General features: G+C 47.0%; 19 protein-coding genes. 9 read left to right on the top strand and 10 right to left on the bottom strand.

Annotated elements, in window-relative coordinates; translation table 11 throughout:
* Positions 1-226: 226 nt before the first annotated feature.
* The 10 genes from H3S83_RS10060 to H3S83_RS10015 form a co-directional block, all read right to left on the bottom strand.
* Entirely contained in the window at positions 227-1,246 is a 1,020-nt protein-coding gene (locus H3S83_RS10060; protein WP_198239598.1) for a glucokinase, read from the bottom strand.
* 73 nt (positions 1,247-1,319) lie between these two features.
* A complete protein-coding gene (gene mepA / locus H3S83_RS10055) occupies positions 1,320-2,228 on the bottom strand; it encodes a penicillin-insensitive murein endopeptidase (RefSeq protein WP_149867596.1) in 909 nt (302 codons plus the stop codon).
* Between the two features lie 106 nt (positions 2,229-2,334).
* The gene (locus tag H3S83_RS10050; RefSeq protein ID WP_246741748.1) at positions 2,335-3,273 is read right to left on the bottom strand and encodes an SDR family oxidoreductase; all 939 of its coding nucleotides are present in this window, start codon (positions 3,271-3,273) and stop codon (positions 2,335-2,337) included.
* Complete coding sequence (gene queG / locus H3S83_RS10045; protein ID WP_198239596.1) at positions 3,270-4,418, bottom strand: tRNA epoxyqueuosine(34) reductase QueG; 1,149 nt, start codon at positions 4,416-4,418, stop codon at positions 3,270-3,272. The genes H3S83_RS10050 and queG overlap by 4 nt, the downstream gene beginning before the upstream one ends.
* The gene (locus H3S83_RS10040; RefSeq protein WP_077972509.1) at positions 4,399-5,091 is read right to left on the bottom strand and encodes a glutathione S-transferase family protein; all 693 of its coding nucleotides are present in this window, start codon (positions 5,089-5,091) and stop codon (positions 4,399-4,401) included. The genes queG and H3S83_RS10040 overlap by 20 nt, the downstream gene beginning before the upstream one ends.
* Before the next feature lie 747 nt (positions 5,092-5,838).
* Entirely contained in the window at positions 5,839-6,495 is a 657-nt protein-coding gene (gene yihA, locus H3S83_RS10035; protein WP_078039923.1) for a ribosome biogenesis GTP-binding protein YihA/YsxC, read from the bottom strand.
* The gene (gene yidC, locus H3S83_RS10030; RefSeq protein WP_198239595.1) at positions 6,496-8,343 is read right to left on the bottom strand and encodes a membrane protein insertase YidC; all 1,848 of its coding nucleotides are present in this window, start codon (positions 8,341-8,343) and stop codon (positions 6,496-6,498) included.
* A gap of 14 nt (positions 8,344-8,357) precedes the next feature.
* Positions 8,358-8,726 carry a ribonuclease P protein component gene (rnpA, locus tag H3S83_RS10025; RefSeq protein ID WP_198232350.1) on the bottom strand — a complete coding sequence of 123 codons (369 nt, stop codon included), beginning with the start codon at positions 8,724-8,726 and terminating at the stop codon, positions 8,358-8,360.
* 186 nt (positions 8,727-8,912) lie between these two features.
* Positions 8,913-9,047: a 50S ribosomal protein L34 gene (rpmH, locus tag H3S83_RS10020; RefSeq protein ID WP_075869057.1), complete on the bottom strand. Its 135-nt coding sequence runs from the start codon at positions 9,045-9,047 to the stop codon at positions 8,913-8,915.
* A gap of 139 nt (positions 9,048-9,186) precedes the next feature.
* Positions 9,187-10,236 (bottom strand): DUF4105 domain-containing protein, encoded by a 1,050-nt coding sequence (locus H3S83_RS10015; protein WP_198239594.1) that lies wholly within the window; start codon positions 10,234-10,236, stop codon positions 9,187-9,189.
* A 565-nt stretch (positions 10,237-10,801) separates the two neighbouring features.
* Here H3S83_RS10015 and H3S83_RS10010 point away from each other — a divergent pair.
* From H3S83_RS10010 to H3S83_RS09970, 9 genes are all read left to right on the top strand, one after another.
* Positions 10,802-11,008: a hypothetical protein gene (locus H3S83_RS10010; protein ID WP_198239593.1), complete on the top strand. Its 207-nt coding sequence runs from the start codon at positions 10,802-10,804 to the stop codon at positions 11,006-11,008.
* Positions 11,009-11,126: 118 nt separating this feature from the next.
* A complete protein-coding gene (locus H3S83_RS11725) occupies positions 11,127-12,368 on the top strand; it encodes an alpha/beta hydrolase (RefSeq protein WP_198239592.1) in 1,242 nt (413 codons plus the stop codon).
* Between the two features lie 73 nt (positions 12,369-12,441).
* Positions 12,442-13,587: a P-loop NTPase gene (locus H3S83_RS10000; RefSeq protein WP_198239591.1), complete on the top strand. Its 1,146-nt coding sequence runs from the start codon at positions 12,442-12,444 to the stop codon at positions 13,585-13,587.
* 437 nt (positions 13,588-14,024) lie between these two features.
* Positions 14,025-14,807, top strand: coding sequence for a lytic transglycosylase domain-containing protein (locus H3S83_RS11720; RefSeq protein ID WP_198232345.1), 783 nt, complete (start codon positions 14,025-14,027; stop codon positions 14,805-14,807).
* A 1,138-nt stretch (positions 14,808-15,945) separates the two neighbouring features.
* Positions 15,946-16,641, top strand: coding sequence for an orotidine-5'-phosphate decarboxylase (pyrF, locus tag H3S83_RS09990; protein ID WP_198239590.1), 696 nt, complete (start codon positions 15,946-15,948; stop codon positions 16,639-16,641).
* Positions 16,642-16,727: 86 nt separating this feature from the next.
* A complete protein-coding gene (locus H3S83_RS09985; RefSeq protein WP_198239589.1) occupies positions 16,728-18,221 on the top strand; it encodes a succinate CoA transferase in 1,494 nt (497 codons plus the stop codon).
* Between the two features lie 3 nt (positions 18,222-18,224).
* Positions 18,225-19,109, top strand: a complete 885-nt coding sequence (gene rsmI / locus H3S83_RS09980) for a 16S rRNA (cytidine(1402)-2'-O)-methyltransferase (RefSeq protein ID WP_198239588.1) — start codon at positions 18,225-18,227, stop codon at positions 19,107-19,109.
* A gap of 293 nt (positions 19,110-19,402) precedes the next feature.
* Positions 19,403-19,774 carry a YraN family protein gene (locus tag H3S83_RS09975; RefSeq protein ID WP_198239587.1) on the top strand — a complete coding sequence of 124 codons (372 nt, stop codon included), beginning with the start codon at positions 19,403-19,405 and terminating at the stop codon, positions 19,772-19,774.
* A 413-nt stretch (positions 19,775-20,187) separates the two neighbouring features.
* Entirely contained in the window at positions 20,188-20,433 is a 246-nt protein-coding gene (locus H3S83_RS09970) for a hypothetical protein (protein ID WP_077972485.1), read from the top strand.
* The last annotated feature ends 20 nt before the right edge of the window (positions 20,434-20,453 follow it).

Here is a 20,453-nt window from a genome sequence, read left to right as displayed (position 1 = left end):
AACTGTCAGGTAAAAGGCAGGTTATGAGAGCATTGCAAAGGGTAAGAAGACTGTCGCGATAGAGTGAAAAAGCGCCTTCTAGCGGTTAACAGTGCCGATTATTCCGCTTGATCGGTGTAAAGGACTTTATCGCGCGAAAATTGGTTTTAAAGACCTAAATTCGGATTGGTTACTATATTCGGGGTGTTTCCTGTTCACTCCGGTTTTTTAACCGGCATGTTTGACTTTAATCGGCATGGTTGACAAAGAAACGGCCTTTCATATCAAGCATGAAACGCTCGGGTTGATGAACATAGGATTCCATACCGACGAGTGCGGCCCGGGGATGGGTGATGACAAATGTGGGGATTTTTTCAAGCAGTTTTTCATGTGGTTGTTTATGGATGAAATTTTGGCGGAATTCATCCTCGTCAATGAGAGGTAAAAGTTCCGGCAGAATGCCGCCACCGATATAAACACCGCCTTCGGCCTTGAAAACGAGGGCAAAATCACCCGCCAAACGCGCCAGATAATTGATAAAAAATTGTACCGTGTCATAAGCTTGTTGTTCATGGGCAGTTAAAGCTTCGGAGGTGATGACTTCGGGGACTTCGATGGTGGGTGTTGCGCCGCGCATATCGCAAAAGGCACGATAGATATTTAAAAGTCCGCGCCCGCTCAACAATTCCTCGGCACTCACACGCCCGACAATCTTTTTCAAAAACGGGTAGAGCGCAAAGTCTTCTTCGCTTTGCGGGGCAAAGTCGATATGCCCGCCTTCACCTTCAATCGGGATATAGTGCCCGTTCAGATAGGTAAGACCGGCAATGCCGAGCCCCGAACCGGCGCCGATGATAACTTTCGTATCATCTGTCGCAGTGTTTATCGGGCCGATTGGTTCAAGATATTTTTGCGGCAATACAATCGTGGAAAGTGCCTGCGCCTCGAAATCGTTGATAATGAAAACTTCATTGAAGCCGAATTCTTCCATGAGGTGGCGAGGATTGATGACCCAGTTGCAATTGGTAAGCTTGATAACCTCTCCCGTTACCGGACCGGCAATGGCGAGAAAGAGCGATTTTAAGGGCGCTTTTATCAATGGCAGAATGGTCTGGTGAATGGCTTCTTCAATAGTTGGAAAATCATTCACTTTGCGGGTGGCAATGGCCATTTGTTCGCCGGCCTGATTGAGGATGAGCGAAAACCGCATATTGGTGCCACCAATATCGCCGATAAGAACAGGAAATTCCAGATTTTGATTTTGCATGAACCATTCCCCGGTTTGGTGGTTGGGTATTTCATTGCAATTATATCATTGATGAAAAATTGCAAAATATAGTTTATTTAGCCGATTTTTCCGGTGCGTCCAAAACCGCCGTGCATTCCTTCGGCAATTCCGAAACCATCATAATATGCGGCTTCGGCGGTGTGGTGGTTACGGGTTTCTTCGGCTTTTTATCGGCCCATGGCTCGTCGGTAAACCACCAGGCAAGCGATTTGTCGCAACCGTCACCACCTGTCACTTTTGGTTGTGGTTTGCAATTTTCAGAACCCGACTGGCATTTTAGCCGGACATGGAAGTGCCAGAAATGCCCCCAATAGGGGCGCACTTTTTGGAGCCACGAACGGTCGCCGGTCACTGTATCGCATAATTGTTTTTTGATGCCCGGATGCACAAAGATGCGCTCGACTTCCGGATTTTCAGCCGCGTCGCGAATAAGTGCGGTGCGTTCGGGTGTCCATTTTTTCGGGTCGGCGTAAAGCGAATCTTTTTTAAGCATAGAGACGCCTTGCATATTTTCTCTTTCTTCCCGACTTAAACGGTGGTCGGGCATAGGGGTGAGCCAGATATCCGCATCAAGCCCGATCTGGTGGGATGCGTGCCCGTTCAGCATCGGCCCGCCGCGCGGTTGCGAAATGTCGCCAATGAGGAGGCCCGACCAGCCATCTTTGGCAGCCTGCCGCGACAATTGCTCGATAAAGCGTATGGTGGCCGGATGCCCCCAATTGCGGTTTCGTGAAAGCCGCATGACTTGCCAATTGGGGCCGTCGATCGGCAGCGCTACCGCGCCATTAAGACAGCCTTTTGAATAAAACCCGATGGATTGTGCTTGACCGGTCGACGGCAATCTGACAGCGCCAAAAGCCTGTTTTGCCGGTTCGTCACTATGGGCAGCCGCGATAGGCAAAAAAACTGCTGCCAATGTTGTTGCCAAAATCCGGTTGAATGACTTGAACTTTGAAGACATCCCTAACGCCTTTCGAACGCGCAAACTTTTTTCAAAAGCACAATAATTTTTCAATATTTGCAACTTTTTTGAAGCCTCCGCCCGCCTTTCGGATTTGCGTGCGAGCTTAGATCTTTTTATCCCAAAGTTTATCTTTCCACATTGCCTCCAATGCGGTTCGGTAATCGGGATATTTCAGATTATATCCTGTTTTTGTGAGTTTATGATTCAATATTCTTTTATTATCACCATAAAAAGAACGTGCCATAGGGGACATATCGGCTTTTTCGAAGGGAACTTCTTCAAGATCGGTTACCCCCATCAATTTTGCCGCATAATGCATGACGGCTTCAGGCGCTGCCGGTTCATTATCGACAATATTGAAAATGCCTTCACGTTTTGCCGAAGAAAACGCCTTGATGACACCGGCAATATCATCAACATGGATGCGGTTGAAAAATTGCCCCTTTTTGATAACAAGCGTTTTGTTGCCCTGACTCAATTTTATAAAAGGATTGCGCGACGGGCCATAAATGCCGCCAAGGCGCAAAATGGCAACGGGGATATTGTGCTTGTTCCCGAAAGCTTGCCATTTCTTTTCCACTTCAAGGCGGGAAATATTGCGTTTGAGTGACGGGTGACAGGGGGCTTCCTCGTCAATCCACCGGCCATCATGATTGCCATAAACGCCAATCGTTGAAAGATAGCCTATCCATTTTAATTCCGGCATAGATCCAAGAATGTCGGGCCGGTTCAAAACCGCGTCGCTCCTTGTCTCGTCTGGTGAAACCGAAATAACAAGATGTGTTGTTGTTTGAAGCCTTTCAAAAAAAGTCGGGTTCGGCTCGTCAAAAAGAAAGGGTTCGATATTGGCGCTTTCGAGAGAGGAGAATTTTTCTTTTGTGCGTGTCGTGCCGCAAATCCGGCTTTTTGTGGCAGAAGGCGCGGTGTCTGATGTGTCGGCAACGGGGTTGCCGTAAAGCAAACCAAAGGCGCGAGCCGAATAGCCCGCTCCAAGCATCATGAATTGTTCCGCTGCTTTTCCCTTTGCTCTATCCTGTTTCAATCTTCCCATTCCTTTAATACATCGGGGTTTGAAGAGAATGTTATAGAACGCTTTGCCAATTCATCAAATTCGGCTTTGGTGAGGAGTTGTTTCAAGGCCCAGACGGCCATACCAGCAACAAGCGGGTCGGGATCCTTCAAATGCGGCTTGACCACACTGACAAGCGAGCGGTCGGCGCTGTTTCCCGCAGCAAGCAGACAATTGCGGATGAAGCGGTTGCGCCCGATGCGTTTGACCGGAGAAGCGGTGAAAAATGAGCGGAAGGCTGCATCATCGAGTTTCAAAAGAAAATCGAGTTTCGGGGCAATCAGATCTTCTCGTGCTTTGAGTTTGATTTCACGTGTCGTTCGGGCAAATTTGTTCCACGGGCAGGCGGAAAGGCAATCATCACAGCCATAAATGCGGTTGCCGATGGCTTTACGGAATGAAAGCGGAATTTGCTCTTTGAGTTCGATGGTCAGATAGGAAATGCAGCGGCGTGCATCAAGCTGATAAGGGGCGGGAAAGGCATGGGTAGGGCAGGCGGAAAGACAGGCGTGACAGGAACCGCAATGGTCGACTTCAGGCTCGTTAAAGGGAAGTTCCACATCGGTAAAAATGGAACCGAGAAAAAGCCATGAGCCGAATTCACGGCTTACAAGATTTGTGTGCTTCCCCTGCCAGCCAAGTCCGGCAAGTTGGGCAAGCGGCTTTTCCATAACGGGTGCGGTATCGACAAACACTTTGACATCACCCCCGAAACGCGAAACAAAGCGCGAGGCTATCTGCTTGAGACGCCCCTTTATCAATTCATGATAATCGCGATGGCGCGCATAATAGGAAATATTGCCGGAGCTTTTATCGGGTCTCTGGTGGAATTCATGCGCGTCCGGCCCGTAATTCATTGCAAGCATAATGACCGATTTGACGTCCGGCCATAAATTGGCAGGTTCCATACGCCGTTTGGCGGTTTCAACCATCCATTCCATGGTGCCGTGATAGCCTTGGTGCAAGGCTTCGACAAGGTGGTGGGCCGCTTTTTGATTGTTACAACCGGTGATTGCAATGGCATCGAAACCCTGAGCTGCAGCTTCTTTGATAAGAAAATCCCTGAGGACCAGAAAATCCTTAAGTTTTGCTTTGTCCTTAGAAGTCGAGATCGGCATAATGCGTGCTCGGAGCAATGCCTCTTATGCGGTCATTCAAAAGCGGACGAAACGAGGGTCTCGATTTGATGCGCATATACCAGTCGCGCGAGGCAGGAAAAGTTTTCCAGTCGATTTCTCCCATAAAATCAAGAACAGAAAGAGCCGCAGCAGCGGCAAGATCGGCATAAGAAATAGAGGTTCCGGCGAGCCAGTCACGCGAGGCGGCAAGCCATTCGAGATATTTCATGTGCGGGCGGATATTGGCACGGGCATAGCGCAAAGTTTGTGAATCGGGCGCTCCACCACCCTGTGCGAGCGGTATTTCGCGTTTATAAATACGTTCGCGCACAATGTGACGGGTTACTTCGCTTTCAAACTTCGATAAAAACCATTCGGTCAGGCGGCGAACCTCTGCGCGTTCAAGCGGGTTTTCGGGAAAGAAGCGCTGGTCACGGCGTAAGCCGCCACGCGTTTCATCAAGATATTCATAAATGACATAGGCACCGCAAAGCGGCACTTCCCGCTCGGCTAACAATACTGGCACGCTGCCAGCCGGATTGAGCGCAAGAAACTCGCGCCGACGTGCCCATTCATGCTCTTCGATAAGATTGGTGGCAACATCATATTCGTTAAGGATGAGCCTTACAAAACGGGACGAAGAAGACATCGGATGATGAAAAAGCGTTAGCATGACTACTCTGGTTTTTAAAAACTTCAAAAGACCTTATAGAACCCATTCGCCCGAAGAACAAGAAAGGGAACCACGATGCTTCCCCTGTTGCAACACTCATGCTTAACCAATTGTAAAACGCGGCAAAAAATTGTCTCTCAACGTTAATAATTTGAAAACGGAATGTATAAACCGGTGAAGCAGAAAAGATGTATTCATCCATTGTTTTGACGTTCGGGTTGTTTCATCTTCCCCCTTCAAAATTTCCTTGAGAGTTCACTTGAGAGTTCATTTGTAAACCGATGGCTTTCCCGTGAAGACGTTTTTCGGAGAAGTACCAGAGCCTGTTTTTAAACAGATAGCTCTCGAAAAGGGAGAATTCTTAAAATGCAGGCAGGATTTTTTAAAAAGCAGAAAGTGATTTCCAAGAGCCGGTTTTTGCCAACAGTGTTTCAATGATGAGGCAATGACTGCAAATAATTACACGCTTGCCAAAAAGGTTTTGTTTGTTCGTTGTGGCGCGCATTTTCAGCCGCCAGTTTTGAAAACGAAATCGGGCACAACTTGAAAGGGGCAAAACTTGGAGGGGCTTAACTTGGAAGGGGCGAAACTTGAAAGGGTCAAAACTTGGAGGGGCTTAACTTGGAAGGGGCTTAACTTGGAAGGGGCGAAACTTGAAAGGGGCAAAACTTGAAAGGGGCGAAACTTCAACCGCGTAAAATTTGACGGGACAAAGTTTGAACGGGGCAAAATCCGGGGAGCAAAAACTTATCGGGCAAGCGGATTGGCGGCCTCTAAAATCGTTCCCCTCAAATCATCAAGGCCTATTCCTTTTTCCGAAGAGGTGGCGATGATATGGGGAAAAGCGGCAGGCCGTTTGACGATCGCCTTATGGGTGTTATCAATCAGTTTTTGAAGCTCTGTGGTTTTGATTTTGTCGATTTTGGTGAGAACAATCTGATAGGAAACGGCTGCTTTATCAAGAAGGGTGAGCACATCCTGATCGTTCTTTTTAATGCCATGGCGGGAATCAATCAGCACATAAACGCGTTTTAACGTTGTGCGACCGCGCAAATAGTCGAAAATCAGCTTTGTCCATTGGTCGACCTGTGCTTTCGGTGCTTCGGCAAAGCCATAGCCCGGCATATCGACGAGCGCGAGCGGCGGCAAATCATCCACCGTGCCGGCAAAACCGTCCGGCACAAAATAATTGAGCTCCTGTGTGCGACCGGGGGTGTTCGACGTGCGGGCGAGACTTTTATGTCCGACCAACGCATTGATGAGCGAGGATTTGCCGACATTGGAACGGCCGGCAAAGGCAATTTCGGCTGGCCCTTCGGGCGGCAGAAACTTCATTGCCGGTACACCGCGGATAAAAATCCAGTTACGGGCAAAAAGTCCCGCCAATGCAGGACTGTCTGTCACTTATTTGGTCTCTTTCTTCGGTTTCTTTTTGAAGATGGCTTTGAGATTGTCCCAAAGTTCGATCTTTGCGCCCTGACGTTTCATGATGATTGCCTGCTGGCAGATCGACAGCGTGTTGTTCCATGCCCAGTAAATAACAAGACCGGCAGGAAACGAGGCGAGCATGAATGTAAAGACAATCGGCATCCATGTGAAAATCATGGCCTGTGTCGGGTCGGGCGGTGTCGGATTCATGCGCATTTGCAAGAACATGGTGATACCCATAATGACTGGCCATGCGCCGATCATCAAAAATGCCGGAACATTATAGGGAAGCCAACCGAACAGATTGAAGAGCGATGTCGGGTCGGGAGCTGCAAGGTCCTGAATCCAGCCAAAGAACGGCGCATGGCGCATTTCAATGGTGATATAGAGCACTTTATAAAGGGCAAAGAAAATCGGGAACTGCACCAGAAGCGGCCAGCAACCGGCAAGCGGATTGATTTTCTCGGTTCTATAAAGCTCCATAATGGCTTGTTGCTGCTTGACCTTGTCATCGGCATATTTGGTGCGAATTTCCATCATTGCCGGTTGTACGACCTTCATGCGGGCCATGGACTTGTACGACTTGTTGGCAAGCGGGAACAGAACTGCCTTCAAAATGACAGTGACAAGCAGAATGGCAACACCGAAATTGTTGGTGAGCTTAAAGAGGATGTCGATCAAAGCAAACATCGGCTTGGTGATGATCGAGAACCAGCCCCAGTCAATCAGCAATTCGAATTTTAAAATTTTGAGATTGTCCTGATAGGCATTGATGGTTTCAACGCGTTTTGCACCGGCAAACAAATGATTGGTAACGGTTTCGGTTGTACCGGAGGCAACGGTGATGACCTTGCCGGTCAAATCTGACTGATAATGGGTGGAAAGACGGTCGAAATAGACAAAACGGCTCGTATATTCCTCATCCTGCGGAGGAATGGCAGCAACCGCCCAATATTTGTCGGTAATGCCGATAAAGCCGCCTTTGACCTTGTCGAAAACCATTTTCTTTTCATTTGCCGCATCGGGTTTCAAATCTTTCAATGCGGAATATTTTTCTTCCTTGAGGCCGTCATCACCGGCAACGCCGATCATGCCTTCATGAAGAAGATAGGTGGCACTTGCGTGTTCGGGAGGAGCAGCGCGGGCAACGCGCGCATAAGGCAGAAGGCTTACAACCGAAGAGGCATTGTTGGTGACACTGTCGGAAATGGTGAACATGTAATTTTCGTCAACCGAGATGACACGGTGGAAGACCTGCCCCTGACCGTTATCATAAACAAGATGGACAGGTGTCTTGGGGGTCAAGGTTGTGTTTTCACCATCAACCTTCCATTCGGTATTGAATTGCGGCAGGCTTCCGGCAGGCAATCCCTTACCGGTAAAACCGAATTCGGCAATATAGGTTGTGTTGAAACCGTTCGGGTTAAGAAGGGCAATTTCCGGCGAATTTTTGTCAACCGTCAAACGGTAATTTTTCAAAAACAGGTCATCGAACTGGGCACCGACAAGATTGATCGACCCTTGAAGTTCGGGCGTGTCGATTGCAACGCGTTTGGATTTTTTAAGCGCCGCGTCGCGTGCGTCCGGTGTCATTTCGAAACCGGCGGGGTTTGTTTCTTCTTTGTTTTGCGGCGGTGTTACAGTGCCATTTTCGGCAGTCGGAACGGCTTGATTTTGCGCGTTTTCATCTTTCTCGATCTGGCGGGCAATTTCTTGAGCCTTTTGCTGGTCGGCATTTTTCGGCGCAACATAAAAATACTGCCATGCAAGAATGATAAGGAGCGACAATCCAATAGCAATGAAAAAATTACGATTATATTCCATGAGCGATTGTCCTGTTACCGTTTCGAGTTTTGTAATTTTTGCCTGAACCGGCGTTCCATTTCTCCGGTCAGACTGTCGAATGATGCTAGAAGCGCATCGGGCCGCGCAATAATGACATAATCTGTCCCGGCGGCAATGTCACGCTTTAATGAAAGCCGGAAAGCTTCGCGTAAACGCCGTTTGATGCGATTACGCTTGACTGCATTACCATTTTTGCGTGTGACAGTAAAACCGACACGCGGCGGCGTTATTGCCCTGATTTCTTCCGGCAAATTCCGGCTTTTCGATTCGAGAAGAAAAAACGGACCACGCCGTTTTTCACCGTTTCTTAATGCCAAAAAATCCGCCCTTTTACGAAGGCGGAGGAAGGATTTGTCACTCATCGGAAAAACCTCTGACAAAACTCTGCCTTTGAAAGAGCGGGTTTTAAAGGACGTCTCAACACTGGCCTTTTTACAACAAAAATGGGAAAACCGGTCATAATGCCTATCTTTCCCGTGGTTGTAAAATCCCTGAAAAACCGGAAAAAGAAAACCGGAAAAATTGGAAAGCCGGAAAAAACCGAAAAATCAGGCTGAAAGGCGCTTGCGACCGCGGTTGCGGCGAGCAGCGACGACTTTGCGGCCACCAAGGGTTGCCATGCGCGCACGGAAGCCGTGGCGGCGTTTACGGACGAGTTTGGACGGTTGATATGTACGTTTCATTTATTTAACATACCGCGGCGTGCGGCCCTTCTTGGTTCTATGTGCGGTTTTCCGCCGGTTGAACAGTTTTCAAACCCTGTACCTTTTTAAATAAAGCACAAGGCAATTTTTGCGCTTATACGGTTTAGTTTTCATCGAGTCAATTGCCGTTCGTATTTCGCCCCTGTCTAATTTCAACAGAATATTGGTCGCGGCGGCCTTTTATCTGGGGCTTTATATGGGCTTCGTCAACAAGCTCTTTTAACGTTTTTTTCGTATCGACCACTTTGAGGTCATAAAGATAGGAGGGGAGCTGTCCTGAAAAGAGAATGCGCCAGTCAAGCGGAATACCGGGGTCGAGAATGCGAGCCATATCGAAAACGACTGTCGTGCAATTAGCCGTAACCGTGTTATAAAAACGTGCTTTATGGGCAAGTTTATCGGCTGTTTCGAGATAGTTCACAAAGAGTTCTTTTATCTTTTCCTGACGCACATTGATCGGATAGCGATAAACATTTTCATGCCTGATATCGGTGCGCAATTTTATGATGTCTTCTTCAGGTGCGGCAATCATGATCAATTCGAATTCTTTGAAAAAACCGCCAATAGCCGAAAAGCTTTGTTCTTTTGTGCGCCGGATTTCGGCAGAAAACACCAGATGGCGCCCGTCCTTGAAGGTAAAGCCCACAAGCGTGTGGGCAATATAGGGACCCATCCAGTAGGATAAATAGACATCAAGCCCGATAAGATCATTGATATTATAAGTCCCGTTTTCCCAGTTTTCCTTTCCCTCGTAAGGCGCAATCCATTCGAAATTGCGGATGTTTTGAAGATGGACAATATCGGGATTGATCGGGTCGAATGTGGCTTCCACACTGCGCGCAAGCTCGGGTGCCCAATCACGGTGCAGTGTCGGCCTGATTGTTGACCACCATATGATTACGCCAATAAACATAAGCGCTAAAAGAATACGCGATTTCCATGGGGCTTTGAATTCGAGGATAAGCGCATAAATGCCGACGACCACCCATAAAGCGGCAATAAAGACAAAGCCCGCCATATTGAACGGTAACTGGTAGAAAAACGCAAAGAGGCTCCATACCAGCATGAGGACGGCAAAGCCGACCCACAAGATACGTGCAATTTTTGCAAGAATACGCAATAGAAAATGTGACAGAGTGCTTTCCCGATGTAAAATAACTTTATTCATAACTACCCGAATTCATAATGACCCGATCAATCAGAAAATGCCTTTTTATTAAAAAATATTGGCCTGATGTAGTCCTTTCAAAGAATAATGTTGTATTCAACCAGAAAACAACCTATGATTGTTAATTGTAGCGTAAGTGTATCGGGTGGAAAGATGAACGAACATTGCACAGATATGCAACGACTGATCTTGATGATTCGTCAATATCTTTCAAAGCAAAATCGTTCGATCGAAGAGCCGGTCAACAGTGTTTTCGAGGTTGAACGATCGTTGAGAGAATTTCGTTCCTTTGATAACAGCTGTACTACTCCCGATGAAATTCTGCGTCGGCTATTGTGTATCGAGGCTTTGAGACTGGGGATGATTTTGTATTTCGGCGATGATTACCGGAATTTCGCAAAAAGATAAGGGCTTTTCCGAAAACGCTTGTTTAAAAACGCTTGTTTAAAAATGTTTTTGAGAAAAAGCGCCGCCTTACGCCAAAACTTATGCGAAAATGTGCGAGGAGAGAGGGGCGTACGGGTCTGCTGCAAATCTTTGCAACAAGCACATCGGCAATAAGCGCATGGCCAACAAGCATATCGCCAACAAGCAAATCGGATTTTCCGTTTCGGCAAATTTGCTCATTGAAAGTCGATATTCTATTTCGATATTGGATATTTCATTTGATGACGGGTGGCAAAAGCCCCTCGTTGTTTTTTCATGTGATTGCGTTTCATTTGATGACAGTTGGCGAACACTTCTCGCCATTTTTCCCTGCATTGCTTTTTAAATTTTCTTGATCGCTTAAGGCGGGCGCTATCGGCTCTTCACTGCGAATTGTTTTGGTTAAACAGCCTTTAACCCTTATATTGAAGAATTGTTAAAAGGTTCATCGGCATAATGGAGTTATGACAAAAAAGTCCGTTTTTTTTCTTGCGTTTATTGTTCTGGCATTGGCAAATTTTGTTTGTGATGCCGTGGCTTTCACTCAGCCATCTGTCAAGGATATGTGCGGCCATTTCATGAATGACGATTTTGCGGGTAAAACAACCGGAGTAGAAGAAAACGGGGGCACATCCGCTATCCGGCCGTTGATAGTGCCGGACAGCGCCCATTATCGCGCAGCCGATATGCTTAAAACCGATAGCGTGCTTCAGCGTTCAAGCACCGCCCGCAATTTCTCCGAAAGCGGTAATCTTATAAAAAGCCGCGAAATTGTAAAAAGCCGCGCCAATATAAAAATAAACGCCGATATAAAAATAAACGCCAATAAAAATATAAACGATGGTGTAAAAAGCCCCGGCAATGTCATGAAGATCAATGCAACCATGGCGAACGGCACAGTTCAAAACGGCGTTGTGCCGCTCAAATCCGGTTTGGCAAAATTACCGGGAAATTTGAGGGCCAATCCTGAAGCCGACACCGCCAACAAAACTCCGGATAAAGGAATTTTTATGCAAAAAAATAATGATGACCGTGCCGATATTATTCGTCTTGATAATTTCCGTTATCGCATTGACCGCGCTGCCAATCCGTCAGGCGAAGTCATTATTCTCTTGCATGGGTCGGGGGGTGATGAAACCACATTGTTATCCTTTGCCCGCCCGATATGGCCGCAGGCAACACTTTTGGGTATTCGCGGGCGCATTGTGCAAAATGGCGAAACGCGCTGGTTTAAAAAAATTACACCGACAAAATTCGATCAGAAAGATGCGGTTGACGAGGCGGAAGCCTTTGTCAAGTTTTTGACCGATCTTGGTGAAGATGATCAATATGATTTGTCGCGGGCAACCTTTGTCGGTTATTCGAACGGCGCTAATTTGCTGGCGGTCATTATGATGCGCCATCCCGAACTTGTCCGGCGTGCAGTTCTTTTGCGTTCCATGCCGGTTCTTGATAGTTACCCGCATAAAAATTTGTCAAAAACCAATGTGCTGATTATTTCGGGGAAAAAAGATTCCCTTTATTCGCCTTTTCAACCGGCTTTGTCGGCGATGCTCACCGAAAACGGCGCCAAAGTCGATAGTGAAATCGTGAACAGTGACCATATGATTGGTGAAAAAGATCGCGAGATGATTGTGAAATGGTTGGGCAACCAAAATTCAAGCCGCATTTTGGCCAATACAAAAACCGGAAAAACTGCTCATTAGCCGGTTGACCAACGGCTTGTCACCGCGATAGGAAAGGAAAAAAATCCAGCAAATTTGCAGGAAGGAAAATTTCGTGTCCAATATCACAAGCGATGATGTTGTTGATGAATTGCGTAAAGTCAAAGGGCCCGATTTTGAAAGCGATATTGTTTCGCTCGGGCTTGTTTCGGAAATATTTATTTCCGATGGCAAGGTATTTTTTTCGATAACTGTGCCGGATGAAAGGGCACAAGAACTGGAGCCGTTGCGACAGGCCGCGCAGAAGGTTGTCGAGGCAATGGATGGCGTTAAAGCCGCAATTGTCACATTGACTGCCGAGAAAAAGGGTTCGTCCAATGCTACTGAAACGGCAAATAGCGCTGCGCCCCATAAGGGACCGGCAAAAAGAATTGTTGTCGAACCGGGGCACGCGAGCCCGAAAATTGCGCGTGCAAGCCATGGTATTGGTGAAAAAAAGCCGATTGACGGGGTTAAACATATTATTGCGGTTGCATCCGGAAAGGGGGGCGTTGGCAAATCGACAACTGCAATCAATCTGGCTTTGGCACTTGCCGACAAGGGGCTTAAAGTGGGGCTCTTGGATGCCGATATTTACGGGCCGTCCTTGCCAAGGCTCACCGGCCTTATCAACCAGCGCCCGCGTGCGGTTGAAGGCAACAAGCTTGAAACGCTGGAAAAATTCGGCCTGAAATTGATGTCTATGGGCTTTCTCGTGGATGAAGACCGGCCAATGGTTTGGCGTGGGCCCATGGTGATGTCGGCTGTTACCCAATTTTTACGTGACGTTTTATGGGGGCCACTTGATGTATTGGTTGTCGATATGCCGCCCGGCACCGGTGACGCGCAATTGACCCTTGCCCAGCAAGTGCCGATGACCGGCGCGGTTATTGTGTCCACCCCTCAGGATTTGGCGTTGGTTGATGCGCGCAAGGGCATAGAGATGTTTACCAAGGTCGGCGTGCCGATTCTGGGCGTGATAGAGAATATGAGCTATTTTATCGCTCCCGACACAGGCAAGCGCTATGACATATTCGGCCATGGCGGGGCACGCAATGAAGCCCACCACCGGCAGGTGCCGTTTTTGGGAGAAATTCCGCTTGATCCGGATGTGCGCGCTTTGTCGGATGCCGGTACACCGGTCTATATTGCCAAACCGCAAAGCACTTTTGCCAAACTTTATAGCGAAATAGCCGATCGGCTAAAAAGTAACCTTTTGTAAACGAAAAGGCGAAATTTAACCCTTTGTAAACCATGTTTTGCGATTCTTTAAAAGTTGTGTTAGGTTGACTTTGCAACTTAGGTGCCTAAATGTCGTTTTCGAACGCTGTTCAATGCCTTTTCACAACATTGGATAACGTTCCGGAGCTTCATTGAGTGTGGTGCGCTTTCATGTCGAACACTGGTTTTTCATGAGGTTATCCACTTAAATGACAAGAAAATGACATTTTGGTCACAGGATTGCCATGAAATTGGCTCATCGGGAGTTGTCGCGCAAAGAGTGCGGCGGCAAAGTGTACAGCGGCAAAGTGTACAGCGTATGTGCGTTTTTGATGGCCAAAATATTTGGCTTTCCTGAATATTTTATGAAAGCCTGAACAAGTTGAATGGGGCTTGAACGGGTTTTAAGAAAAAGTTTGTATTAAAAACGGGTGGTGTATGACTAAACGACGTTTGATAGTCAGTGGCAGTATTGTCGTACTAACGGGTTTTCTGGGAGCATGTACCCAGCAAAACAAACCCAAAGCCGAACTCGCTGATGAAACCGCGTCGTTTGCACGTGTCGGAACAATGACAACGCCGTTATCATACGGTTATCTGATTGACAAAAAAATTCCGGTTCCGGTGTTCAAGGAATTGGCATATAATGGAAAAGAAGCCAATCCTGCAGCTCTCGCTAGAGAAAATGCCGCCAATCCCGATGCCCTTAAATCCTCGTCGGGGCCCGTTGAACTTGCCCATGCAAGCCCGGAAGTCGAACAGCTCATTTCCAAATATTCAATGGCCTATAATGTGCCGGAAAGTCTCGTAAGACGTGTTGTCAAACGCGAAAGCAATGGTAACCCCAATAGTCGTAACGGGCCCTATCTCGGTCTCATGCAAATCAGTCATCCGACGGCCAAAGGCATGGGTTATCAAGGGGATCCGAAAGGGCTTCTTGACGCAGAAACGAATTTGCGTTTTGCCGTGAAATATCTTGCAGGAGCCTATAAAGTGGCAGAAGGCGACGAGACGCAGGCCGTGCGTCTTTATGCCCGCGGTTATTATTATGATGCCAAGGCTAAAGGACTTTTAGGCGAGACAGGGCTTGGCGACAATTCCGGCATTTCGGATGACGCAAGAAATGCTGTCGAATCGGTTACCAGACCGAAAACCGATGCCAGCACTGGTAACGGCACGGTCAATATTCCGATACCGCAAATGAAAAGCAGCGGAACCTGATTTTTAAAAAAATCCGGTTCAAGTGTCTGATTGTTATGCTTTTGCAAAAAGAAAAATGCATAAAGATGAGGCGTGGAAAAACGGCCGGTTTTACGCACGGAATTAAACGGTATTAAAACCTGTATTAAGCAAAGCAAGCACTATTAAATAAAACAAGATAAGCATAATTTATTCAAGCTTGTTTCAAGCATTGTCAAAATTGCCGGAGAATGGAATTACCAGACGATAAAATTACTGGTAAATTGCCGGACAATAAATTACCGGCAAATTGCCGGACAATAAATGTTATTTCACTGGTTACTCGCCAAGCTTGTTCGACAAGAATAGCCATTTGATCGCTTCTAACGACGCGGCTTCAACATAATTTTGACCGGTTGCCTATGCGCATTTTGCAGCCCGGCTGAGGGGCCTAACCATAATCATTTATCTATAATCATCTGACCACCATAATCTAAGTTCCATGATCTCATCCCGGTGATGATCCGACTTTGATGATTTTGCTTTGATGATTTTGCCTTGAAGATCTGACTTTGATTATCTGCCTTGGTGATGGTCTCATCTTTGTCTTGATTTGCCCAACTTGATGAAACCGATAGCACCGGCGAGTAGAACATATTGACACGTTTCTTTAAAAAACAGCGCATAAGTTTGTTTTGAAAAACACGTTTTATTATCGTTTCCCGATTGTCATTTCAAAGAGCACTGTTTGTCCAACAATGAGAATAAGCGCCCCGAAGAAGTGAATGCTGTTTTGAAAGTTTTTGCCCGTAACTGACAGACGTGAACCGGTTTAAGCCTGATTGTTTTGAGCCTCGTCAAAATTGTCGGACAAAAGGTGCACAATTGTTTGGTCTTGAAGCACAATTACTTGATAAGAGGGGATAATTGCTTGATAACGGGGTACAATTGCATGATAAGGATGACTGGAAAGTTGTACTTTCGGCTTATGCCTGATAATGAGCTTTTTAATGGAACCTATTCTGTTCAAGAACAGTTTGATTTCAAAAATTAAGGAAGTCGGAACAGGACCGGAACAAGATTTATACCCCCCTGAAGTCAATTCCAGATTGTAAAAAGGGTCAGGATTGTTAAAAGGGTTGAGGTTTGTTAAAAGGGTCATGGGAATGGAGTTTGATTGATGGCAAGTGTTATGCGAGATCGGTTAATCGTCGGATTGGACGTGGCTGATATTCGGCAGGCAGAAAAGCTGGTTCAAGAATTGGGTGATACAGTCGGCTTTTATAAAATTGGCTATCAATTATTGTTTGCAGGCGGGCTTGAATTTGCCTGTGAACTCAAAGCGGCAAACAAAAAAGTTTTCCTTGATATGAAACTCCTCGATATCGACAATACGATTGCGAGTGCGGTTGAAAATATCGTCAAGCTCGGTGTCGATATGTTGACTGTTCATGCCTATCCGAAAGCCATGCGTGCAGCCGTGAGCGCGGCCAAAGGGAGCAATCTTTGTCTCCTCGGTGTGACGGTGCTCACCTCTATGGATGACGCTGATCTTAAAGCGGCAGGTTATTCAGACGATGCCAAAACATTGGTGCTAAAGCGGGCGAAAGACGCGCGTTTGGCAGGAATGGGTGGAATTGTCGCTTCGGCTGCGGAAGCCCAAGCATTAAGAAATGTTATTGGCCCTGATATGGCTCTGGTCACGCCCGGTATTCGCCCCAAAGGGGCAGATAAAGGCGACCAGAAACGTGTTATGAGCCCGAAAGAAGCGATTCAAGCCGGTGCAAGTCATCTTGTTGTTGCCCGACCGATTGTCAAAGCGGACAATCCGTTACAGGCGGCCAAGCTGATTTTAACTGAAATGGAAGAGGCTTGATAGCATAAGCCCAGCAAACATTACCTGGATTTTCAAAAGTTTCGCAGGGAGGCTGGCTGAAATGTTGTTGAGAATGGGAGTATGGAATGTATGAAGGTCGTATTCAAAGTGAGGAATTGAGAGCAAAAATCGTCTCGGCGGACGAGGCGGCAAGTCTGGTCAAAGATGGTATGGTTGTCGGCATGAGCGGTTTTACCCGTGCGGGCGATGCCAAACTTGTTCCTCATGCAATGGCAAAGCGGGCAAAAAATCACCCCTTTAAAATCAGCCTGTTGACGGGTGCTTCTCTTGGCCATGATACCGACAAGGTATTGAGCGAGGCTGGTGTTCTTGCCCGCCGTATGCCGTTTCAGGTTGATACCGCTTTAAGAGCGGCAATCAATCGCGGCGAGGTTATGTTTATTGACGAACATTTGTCGGAAATGGTCGAGCAATTGCGCGCCCATCAATTACCGCCGGTCAATATTGCCATTATCGAAGCGATGATGATTCATGAAGATGGTTCGATTGTGCCGACAACATCTATCGGCAATTCGGCAAGCTTCGCCTTGGGAGCCGATAAAATTATTATCGAGCTCAATACCAGTATCAATCCGGATTTTGAAGGCATACACGATGTCTATATTCCCGAAGCACGGCCAAACCGCAAGCCCGTCGGGGTTGTAAAACCCGATACGCGCATCGGCACGACATCAATCAAGGTGGATAAAAACAAGATTGCGGCCATTGTCATTTCGGATGTGCCGGATAGCCCGTCATTGATTTCGCCAGCCGATGATGCAACCAATGCCATTGCCCGCCATTTGACCGAATTTTTCTTAAAAGAAGTCGACCAGGGGCGCATGGATATGACATTAAGCCCGATTCAGGCCGGTATCGGCACCATTGCCAATGCGGTTCTGACAGGCTTTGTGAATAGTCCGTTCCACAATTTGCAGATGTATAGCGAAGTGTTGCAGGATTCGACCTTCGAACTTTTCGATGCCGGCAAGCTCGATTTTGCATCGGCCTCGTCCATTACTTTGAGTGAAGCCTGTGCCGCACGTGTTTTCCCGAATATCGGGCGCTATAAGGACCGGTTGATCTTGCGGCCGCAAGAAATATCGAATTATCCGGAAATTATTCGCCGCCTCGGTATTATCGCGATCAATACCGCACTTGAAGCCGACATTTACGGCAATGTTAACTCGACCCATGTCGGTGGCACCCATATGATGAACGGCATTGGCGGTTCGGGCGATTTTGCGAGGAATGCCTATATTTCGGTTTTCGTAACAAAATCGGTTGCCAAAGGTGGCAAGATTTCCTCCGTTGTGCCGATGGTTGCCCATGTCGACCATACAGAGCATGATGTGGATGTTCTGGTGACAGAATTGGGCTATGCCGATTTGCGCGGTCTTGCACCACGTGAACGTGCGCCGCTTATCATTGAAAAATGTGCCCATCCCGATTATCACGATATATTGCGCGATTATTTCGATCGTGCTTGCAAAACGGTTGGTGGCCAGACCCCGCATATTCTTGAAGAAGCCTTTTCATTGCATGAAAAGTTCAAGAAAACGGGTTCAATGTTAGGATGAGTTTTGGCAGACAGGAAATATATCATCGGGGCGAATGCTTATGAAGCACCGGCACTTGAACCGGCGCTCTACCTTGTGGCAACACCGATAGGAAATCTTGGCGATATCACCTTGCGGGCAATAGAAACAATTGCCGCTGCCGATGTTCTTGCCTGCGAAGATACCAGAGTAACACGCATATTGCTTGATCGCTATGGTATTCACCAGAAGCCTATCGTTTATCAGGAACATAATGTCGAGGAAGCAGGCAGAAAACTTCTCGGCGCTCTCGAAGATAATCAATCGGTCGCACTGGTGAGCGATGCCGGTATGCCGCTTATTTCCGACCCCGGTTTCCGGCTGGTTGCCGAAGCGCGGGAAAAAAATATCAAAATCGTGCCGTTGCCGGGTGCTTCGGCCGCTTTGACAGCATTGATTGCAACAGGCCTACCGACGGATAGTTTCTTCTTTTCCGGCTTCCTTCCAACAAAGTCCATGCAAAGAAAAGCCCGCCTTGAAGAACTGGGGTCCATTCCCGCTTCATTGATTTTTTACGAGTCGCCGCATCGCGTGTCGACAACTTTGGCCGATATGGTTGATGTTTTCGGGAAAGATCGCCGTGGTGCAATCTGTCGCGAAATGACCAAAAAATTCGAGACGGTGGATGTTGCGCCACTTTCGGAATTGAAAGAACGCTATAATGATAGCGAAAAGATACGCGGCGAAATTGTTATCATTGTTGAACCACCGTCAAAACAGGAAGAAAAATTCAGTGCGGAAGAAATCGACAAACTTCTGATCGATCTGGCGAAAGATTTTCCCGCAGCAAAAGCCGCCGCAGAAGCGGCGAAAATCACAGGACACAAAAAAGCCGATCTCTATAAGCGCCTGTTATCTTTGAAGACTTAAGCTTTTTTAAAGAAGAGCAGGGGCTTTAAAAAAAAGTGAAGCGGCTGAAAAAATCCGGAATAGTAGGAAAAGATCAAAACACGAAAAACCCCAAGGGTCGAAAAAATAAAGCGCTTAAAAAATTTGGTAAAACTTCTCTTCCCTCAATTTTTAAAGTCTCGGCCGTCTCACCTTTGAATAGTTGGGGGACACGATCAAAGCACGGTGTTTTTTAAAAAATATGTCTGTATAAATTGTTATTCTTATGAGTAGATAGATGTGTCATTTGTCTTCCCCTTTCATGAAGAGAGATCATGAACAAAAAACGCAAGCAGAAAACCTATTTACGTGGCATTTATGCTGAAAGGCTTGCGGGCTTATGGCTGCAAATGAAAGGTTATCACATTGCGGCACGCCGGTTTGAAACCGGTTTCGGTGAAATCGATATTATAGCGCGGCGCGGGCATGTTATCGCCATTGTTGAAGTGAAAGCGCGCCCCAACCTTGAAGAGGCGATGGAAGCGGTTAAACAACAGAGCAGAAAGCGCATTGACAAAGCGGCAAATGTTTTTCTTGCACGCCAGCCTGACGCTAAAAAACTGCGGCTGCGCTATGATTTGATAGCAATCAGCCCGTGGAAATTGCCCCGCCATATAGAGGGGTTTTTTCATCCTGAAAATTTTTGAAAAAGAGCAATTTGGTGATGTCAGGTTGTCAAAGCGACAATGATTATGTTTCACCGTCCGGCTCTTTGCAAGTGGAGCAACTGGTGCAGATGCTGTAACGGAAGGCAAAGACGCTCGTAACGCGGATGTGTTTTTGGAGGCGAAGAGTGCTAAAGGGCAAATGCTTTGACAAAAGCGGACGAGTGCCATAAGGCGGATGTCTCTACAAAAGGCGAATGGTTGCCAATCATCGCGGGGTGTTGTTGCTTTAAAGCGCATCAACGAAAACCAAAAACCGTCTGTGTCAACCTTCTTTCCCGCCTGAACGAAAAAAACATTTTGTTTTTGTCTTTCATGCGCTAGAAGGAAAAGTAACATCAAGTAGCCGGACTTTGATTTATGAGAATTGCAAGCCCGCTTGAAGAGGATTGATTATGGACGATTATGAGAAGTTCGCAACCGGTCTTATAATAGTTTTTGGTGCGCTGATTATCGGTGGCCTCTTGGCTGCCCATCTTGTTGCCATGAACCGCGCCGGTTTTATGTTTGCATTAAGCGCCGGTATTATGGGCTGGTTTTCTGCTTTCGCAATTCTGTTCGACAAGAAAAAAGCCTATCTTATTTTGATAATTCTGTCAGTTTTGTGTGTCGCTTGCTCTATCGGTATTTTTGTCCGGTGACGATCACAAAAAGTTTTATT

Origin of the sequence: Bartonella sp. W8122 (genome assembly GCF_016102485.1) — a bacterium.
GTDB classification, from domain to species: domain Bacteria; phylum Pseudomonadota; class Alphaproteobacteria; order Rhizobiales; family Rhizobiaceae; genus Bartonella; species Bartonella apihabitans.
The sequence above is the reverse complement of the archived record's forward strand: the minus strand, read 5'-3'. Positions and strand labels throughout refer to the sequence as shown.

Excerpts from the sequence above, each read along its gene's own strand:
- H3S83_RS11725 (WP_198239592.1), top strand. The coding sequence starts at position 11,127 with ATGACAAAAAAGTCCGTTTTTTTTCTTGCGTTTATTGTTCTGGCATTG.
- rnpA (WP_198232350.1), bottom strand. The coding sequence starts at position 8,726 with ATGAGTGACAAATCCTTCCTCCGCCTTCGTAAAAGGGCGGATTTTTTG.
- H3S83_RS10015 (WP_198239594.1), bottom strand. The coding sequence starts at position 10,236 with ATGAATAAAGTTATTTTACATCGGGAAAGCACTCTGTCACATTTTCTA.
- H3S83_RS10010 (WP_198239593.1), top strand. The coding sequence starts at position 10,802 with ATGGCCAACAAGCATATCGCCAACAAGCAAATCGGATTTTCCGTTTCG.
- mepA (WP_149867596.1), bottom strand. The coding sequence starts at position 2,228 with ATGTCTTCAAAGTTCAAGTCATTCAACCGGATTTTGGCAACAACATTG.
- H3S83_RS11720 (WP_198232345.1), top strand. The coding sequence starts at position 14,025 with ATGACTAAACGACGTTTGATAGTCAGTGGCAGTATTGTCGTACTAACG.
- H3S83_RS09970 (WP_077972485.1), top strand. The coding sequence starts at position 20,188 with ATGGACGATTATGAGAAGTTCGCAACCGGTCTTATAATAGTTTTTGGT.
- yidC (WP_198239595.1), bottom strand. The coding sequence starts at position 8,343 with ATGGAATATAATCGTAATTTTTTCATTGCTATTGGATTGTCGCTCCTT.
- queG (WP_198239596.1), bottom strand. The coding sequence starts at position 4,418 with ATGCCGATCTCGACTTCTAAGGACAAAGCAAAACTTAAGGATTTTCTG.
- pyrF (WP_198239590.1), top strand. The coding sequence starts at position 15,946 with ATGGCAAGTGTTATGCGAGATCGGTTAATCGTCGGATTGGACGTGGCT.
- H3S83_RS09975 (WP_198239587.1), top strand. The coding sequence starts at position 19,403 with ATGAACAAAAAACGCAAGCAGAAAACCTATTTACGTGGCATTTATGCT.
- H3S83_RS10060 (WP_198239598.1), bottom strand. The coding sequence starts at position 1,246 with ATGCAAAATCAAAATCTGGAATTTCCTGTTCTTATCGGCGATATTGGT.
- H3S83_RS10040 (WP_077972509.1), bottom strand. The coding sequence starts at position 5,091 with ATGCTAACGCTTTTTCATCATCCGATGTCTTCTTCGTCCCGTTTTGTA.
- H3S83_RS09985 (WP_198239589.1), top strand. The coding sequence starts at position 16,728 with ATGTATGAAGGTCGTATTCAAAGTGAGGAATTGAGAGCAAAAATCGTC.
- rpmH (WP_075869057.1), bottom strand. The coding sequence starts at position 9,047 with ATGAAACGTACATATCAACCGTCCAAACTCGTCCGTAAACGCCGCCAC.